At 63.0% G+C, this 5,098-nt stretch carries 5 protein-coding genes; 3 read left to right on the forward strand and 2 right to left on the reverse strand.

What is annotated here, in order from left to right:
- Nucleotides 1-34: 34 nt before the first annotated feature.
- Together WAO69_RS09825 and scpB are read left to right on the forward strand one after the other, a co-directional pair.
- Nucleotides 35-925, forward strand: a complete 891-nt coding sequence (locus WAO69_RS09825) for a DUF1403 family protein (RefSeq protein ID WP_422178529.1) — start codon at nucleotides 35-37, stop codon at nucleotides 923-925.
- A gap of 1 nt (nucleotide 926) precedes the next feature.
- Nucleotides 927-1,529 carry an SMC-Scp complex subunit ScpB gene (gene scpB / locus WAO69_RS09830; RefSeq protein WP_422178531.1) on the forward strand — a complete coding sequence of 201 codons (603 nt, stop codon included), beginning with the start codon at nucleotides 927-929 and terminating at the stop codon, nucleotides 1,527-1,529.
- Here the strand turns inward: scpB and WAO69_RS09835 are convergent.
- Nucleotides 1,526-3,223 (reverse strand): aconitase X, encoded by a 1,698-nt coding sequence (locus WAO69_RS09835; protein WP_422178533.1) that lies wholly within the window; start codon nucleotides 3,221-3,223, stop codon nucleotides 1,526-1,528. The genes scpB and WAO69_RS09835 overlap by 4 nt on opposite strands.
- Nucleotides 3,224-3,351: 128 nt before the next feature.
- On the reverse strand, nucleotides 3,352-4,005 hold the full coding sequence (locus WAO69_RS09840) for a GntR family transcriptional regulator (RefSeq protein WP_422178535.1): 654 nt from the start codon (nucleotides 4,003-4,005) through the stop codon (nucleotides 3,352-3,354).
- Nucleotides 4,006-4,140: 135 nt separating this feature from the next.
- Here WAO69_RS09840 and dctP point away from each other — a divergent pair.
- Nucleotides 4,141-5,098 (forward strand): TRAP transporter substrate-binding protein DctP (dctP, locus tag WAO69_RS09845; protein ID WP_422178537.1); only part of this gene is annotated, 958 nt, incomplete at its 3' end.

A 5,098-nucleotide genomic window follows, 5' to 3' on the forward strand; every position in this document is an offset into this window, starting at 1 on the left:
GGCGAAAAGCGCCTGAGTGATTTAGACTCAGGGAATGACGGCTGCCAGAGACATTCCCGATCCCGACGCGATGACCATAGCCCTTCTGCCGGGCTGGGTCACCTCTGTTCGTGCAGAAACCCTTGAAGATGTTGCGTTTTTGTCAGGTGTTGCGCTGGCGACACTGCATCTTGCGCTTCGTCAACCCGGGCTGCCCCATGCCTTGTTGCGCCAGCGTCTGGCTTTGGAGGCGGCCGAGGCCTGTGTGGCGCTGTCAGGGCGGCGCGAAACGGCTGCAGACCTGCGTGACGCGGTGCATTTGTTGCGCGCCGGTGATCATCCGGGCCCGGCGGGTGCGGTCTATCTGGCCTGGCAAAGGTCGGTAGCGCGCCCGATTTCGCTGCGCGCGCTGCAACAGGCGTTGCCAGCGCAGGGCGCGGATCAGATCGCGGTCTGGCTGGACGCGGGGCAGGGTGCGCCGATCGATCAGGCGGCGCGGGTGCTTGAGGCGGTGCTGAGCGATCTGCCTCGCGGCGAAGATGTGGCTCTAATACTGGCGGATGCGGCTCTGGCGCGGGCTTTGGGCTGGGACCATATCCTGCCGCTGCTGGCCGGGGGGCTCAAGTCCCGTGATCTGAGGATGTCGGGAGAGGATTTGCGCGCCGCGGTGCACGGGGCGGTTCTGAGCGGCTGCCGTACTGCGGTTCACAGGGGGGCCGATCTGTCCCGGCGTGTGGCCAGATTAGAGTCTGTTGCACCGAAACTGCGCGCAAAAGGCGCGCACGAGGCGGTTGGTTTGTTCCTGACCCGCGATGTTCTGGCCCCGGCGGCGCTGACATCGTTGATGTCGGATCGCGCGGCGCGGCGGTTTTGTGATCGGCTTGTTGATCTTGGGGTGGTGCGCGAGATGACCGGGCGCGACTCGTTCCGGCTGTATGGGGTCTGAGATGGCAAGGGACCGCAGCGCGCCAGAGCTTGACCGCGAGTTGTCCGACCTGCTGCCCGAGTTGCGCTGGCGCGAATGGATGCGCCGGATCGAGGCGGTTCTGTTTGCCAGCGCCGCGCCGGTTGCGCGGGATGATCTGGCGCGGGTGGTCGGGCAGGGGGCGTCGGTCGAGCTTCTGATCGAAGACCTGGCGGCCGATCTTGAGGGGCGGCCCTATGAGCTGGCCTTGGTGGGGGGCGGGTGGATCCTGCGCACCCGTCCTGCCTATGGCGCGGCGATCCGGGCCGCGGCGGATGCGGGGATGCAGGATCTGGATCTGAGTGAGCGGGATATCGCGGTGCTGGCGGCCATCGCCTATCATCAGCCGATCACCCGCGACGGGCTGAAGGAGATATTCGGCAAGGAGATCAGCCGCGATCTGATCGGGCGGCTGCATGCGCGGGACCTGATCGCCACGGGGCCGCGCAGCCCGCAGCGCGGTGCGCCCTATACGTTCGTGACGACCGAGATGTTTCTGGTTGCCTTTGGTTTGCAAGACCTGCGCGATCTGCCCGATCACGAGCAATTGGCCGATGCCGGGCTGCTGGGGCCCTCGCCTCTTTAGGGTGCGGGCTGCAGCCAGGAGGGCAGACCCGAACGCGCCCGCCCGCTTGTCGCGGCCTGAGCGCAGTCGGCCAGGCTGCCAAATCTGAGATCGCGCCCTGTCAGGCCCTTGCCGTAATGGGCGTATTTTCCCGAATTCGTCATCAGCACTGCGGCTTCGACCGGAAACACCGGTTCGGTGATCGAGCACCAGCAGATGTCGGGAATGACCGTGGCACCTGCTGCGTGAAGCCGAGCCAGAGTGCCATTGGCCTCAAGGTCGGCAAGGGTGTTGCGCCCAACCGTCACGATCGTGCGCGTGTCGGGATGGCAGGTCCGGTCCGCCAGCAAATCGGCAAAGCCCAGACATTCCGAGGCCGAGGCATGCGGGCTGCCGATGGCGACCAGATCGATCTTGTCGCCGCCTGCGTTGAACTCCTGCCAGAGGGTGGCAAGGTCCGTGGGGGTGATCTCAAGCCCGGTGGCACCCTCGGCGGGGGGCAGGTGGCCTTCGGGTGTATGCCCGCGCACATGCAGCATGGGGGCGGCGGATGTTGTCCCGAACGCCGCGCAGAGCGCCTTGAGATCGTCCGGCGAGGCGGACACGGACTCGAGCCCCGTCAACAGCGCAATCCCGTTGGGAGATTTCGCGCCCGCCAGCCACCCCAGCATGGGCCATATGGCATCGTCGAATGTGTCGGGCAGGGTGACGTGCAGCTGGCACACGGCCCGGCGGTTTTCGGCAAGATAGACGCCTGTATTGGGGGCGCGGCCTGTCATGGCGATGAAGAGATCAAGATAGTCGGGATGTTTCTGCGTGCGCGCGCCCAGCACCGAATTGGCATAGATGACCGCGTTGGATTCCGACCAGCCGATGGCCTCGTTCTGGTGGGGCGCATCGTCCAGCAGATAGGGGGCACAGGTGAATGTGGGGCGCGCGCCCATGTTGACATAGGCATCCGCAAGGCGGCTGGCCTTTCGGCCGAAATCCGGCACAACGCCCTGGCGGGTCCAGTTTTCCCGGTCGACGGAAATGGCATTGATCGTGGTCGGTATGCAGGTTCTGGCCCCCATCTGGTGCATTTTCTCAGCGAAATCCAGATTGGCGTCATGGGCCAGAATACAGCCGTCGATATGCCCGCGCGAGACGTCGATCAGCTCATCCGCGCCCTGGGCTGCGGCCATGAGGCACAGCACCTCCATCGCGATCTGGCGCGCGGGGCCGTCCTGACCGTCCAGCAGGGCCTTGTCGGCGTCACTGAGGCGCAGGGCCAGGGTGTCGGGGCGCAACAAGGGGACGGATTGGTCATCAAAGCTGAGCGCGTCGCCGGTGATCTCTGCCGTTTTTGCCCGGGACACTGCGTCATAGATCGCAGGCGACAGGCGCAGCACCGCCACGGGCCGGTCAAACAGCCGCTGCGCGATCACGGCACCCAGCGTCAGGATGTCTTCGGCCTCGCGAAAGACAAGTGCGGCGGGCGCGCATCCGTTGCGCGCCAGTTGCAGCAACACACCGCTGCCGCTGCAGGATCCGCGCGAGGTTGGCATCAAGACGATCCGCCCTGCAAGTGATGCTCCGTGATCGGGGTGATGGGCGTCGATGATCCGGCCCGTGTCGGGGTCGACCCCGCCCCAGAAGCTGAGACCTTCGCGACAGGTGAGAACCTCGCCTTTTGCGTCATTCTGCACGAAGAGCGCGGCTGTATCTCTGGTCATGACCGGCCTGCCGAAAGCTGCCGGGACCGGCGGGTGAAGGGGGTACGCTGCATGGGGGGCCTCCTGCCAATGGCGCGAGGATGCGAGCCAATTGCGGGGAATGCAACAGATCCTGCAGACCGGTGGTCTCAGGCGGCGGGTTTGAGGCTTGCGATCAGGTGGTGGAACTTTTCGCCCTGAACGGCGACGTGGTCGCGGATGGCATCTGCCGCGCGTGCGCCGTCGCCATCTTCAAGTGCTGCGACGATATTCTCATGCTCTTGCATGGATTGTTTGAGCCGCCCGCGCAGGCGCAGCTGGAGCCTTCGAAATGGCTGCAGACGCCGGTGCAGTCTCAGGCATTCCTGTTCCAGGAAGGCATTGCCTGACTGACGGTACAATATCGCGTGAAACCGCTCGTTTTCGCGGAAATAGCCATCTGAATCCTGCGCAAGAACCGCCTGGTTGCAGCGCGCATTGGTGTCATGCAGGTCCTTGAGCGCCTCATCGGTGATGCGCACCGCCGCCAGTCTGGCGCAGACGGATTCGAGTTCTGCCATGACTTCGAACATGTTGATCAGTTCGATGGGGCCGGGCTGGCGCACGAACACCCCCCGGCGGGGCAACTGTTCGACAAGGCCGGTTTGCGCAAGCCTTTGGAACGCTTCGCGAACAGGGGTTCTGGAGACCTTGAACCGTTCGGCCAACTGGACTTCGTCGAGCCGTTCACCGTCACCGAACGTCCCATCGAAGATCAGGCCTTCGATCTCGTCTGCGATGATATCGGATCGTTTTCTGTCCATGAGTTGTATATAAGGCCTGCCGGCTTATCGTGCAACAATTCACTTGTTGTATACAAAAAATTTGACGTGGAAAACATTCGGGTTATCGTAACGTAGGGCCCGGTGTCGAATCGGGAATTCTTAGGGAGGAACCCAATGAACAAGAAATTGACTGCCACAGTGGCAGCTACCGCGCTTTTCGTCAGTGCTCTGGCTGCCAGCGCGACAGAACTGCGTCTTTCACATCAGTGGTCGGACAAGGATGTGCGCCACCAGGTTGCGCAGATGATCGCCGATGATGTGGCCGCCGCGAATGTGGATCTCACGATCCAGATTTTCCCAACCCAGTCGCTGTTCAAGGCGCGTGAGCAATACAGGCCGCTGTCGCGCGGTCAGTTGGACATGACGGTTCTTCCCCTCAGCTATGCGGGCGGTCAGCAACCGGCGTTCAACCTGACGCTGATGCCGGGTCTGGTAAAGAACCACGACCACGCCGCGCGTCTGTCCGATAGCCCCTTCATGGCCAAGCTTGAAGAGAAAATGGCCGACGATGATGTGATGGTTCTGGTACATGGCTATCTGGCCGGCGGTTTTGCAGGCAAGGACAAGTGCATCACCAAGCCCGAAGACATTGCCGGACTGCAGACCCGCGCAGCGGGCAAGGCGTTCGAGCAGATGCTGGCAGGTGCGGGCGCGTCGATCGCGTCGATGGCCTCATCCGAGATCTATAACGCCATGCAGACCGGCGTTCTGGATGCAGCGAACACCTCGTCTTCGTCTTTCGTGTCGTTCCGCATCTATGAGCAGGTCGCGTGCTATACGCCTGCAGCCGATGTCGCGCTGTGGTTCATGTATCAGCCGCTGTTGATGAACAAGTCGACCTTTGAAGGTCTGAACGAAGCACAGCAAGCCGCCCTGCTGGAGGCATCCGCCAAGGCCGAGGCCTTCTATCTTGAAGAAGCCAAGAAGCAGGATGCCGCGTCCGTCGAAGTCTTCCGCAATGCAGGTGTCGAAATCGCGGAAATGACGCCTGAGGATTTTGCAGCCTGGCGTGCCATTGCACAGGAAACGTCCTATGCGGCGTTCCTTGCGGATGTGCCGGATGGTCAGGAAC

Origin of the sequence: Aestuariivita sp. (assembly GCF_049276915.1) — a bacterium.
Taxonomy (GTDB): domain Bacteria; phylum Pseudomonadota; class Alphaproteobacteria; order Rhodobacterales; family Rhodobacteraceae; genus Aestuariivita.

What these genes read in the sequence shown, in the direction of transcription:
- WAO69_RS09825 (WP_422178529.1), top strand. Translation starts at nt 35, where the DNA reads ATGACGGCTGCCAGAGACATTCCCGATCCCGACGCGATGACCATAGCC.
- scpB (WP_422178531.1), top strand. Translation starts at nt 927, where the DNA reads ATGGCAAGGGACCGCAGCGCGCCAGAGCTTGACCGCGAGTTGTCCGAC.
- WAO69_RS09835 (WP_422178533.1), bottom strand. Translation starts at nt 3,223, where the DNA reads ATGACCAGAGATACAGCCGCGCTCTTCGTGCAGAATGACGCAAAAGGC.
- WAO69_RS09840 (WP_422178535.1), bottom strand. Translation starts at nt 4,005, where the DNA reads ATGGACAGAAAACGATCCGATATCATCGCAGACGAGATCGAAGGCCTG.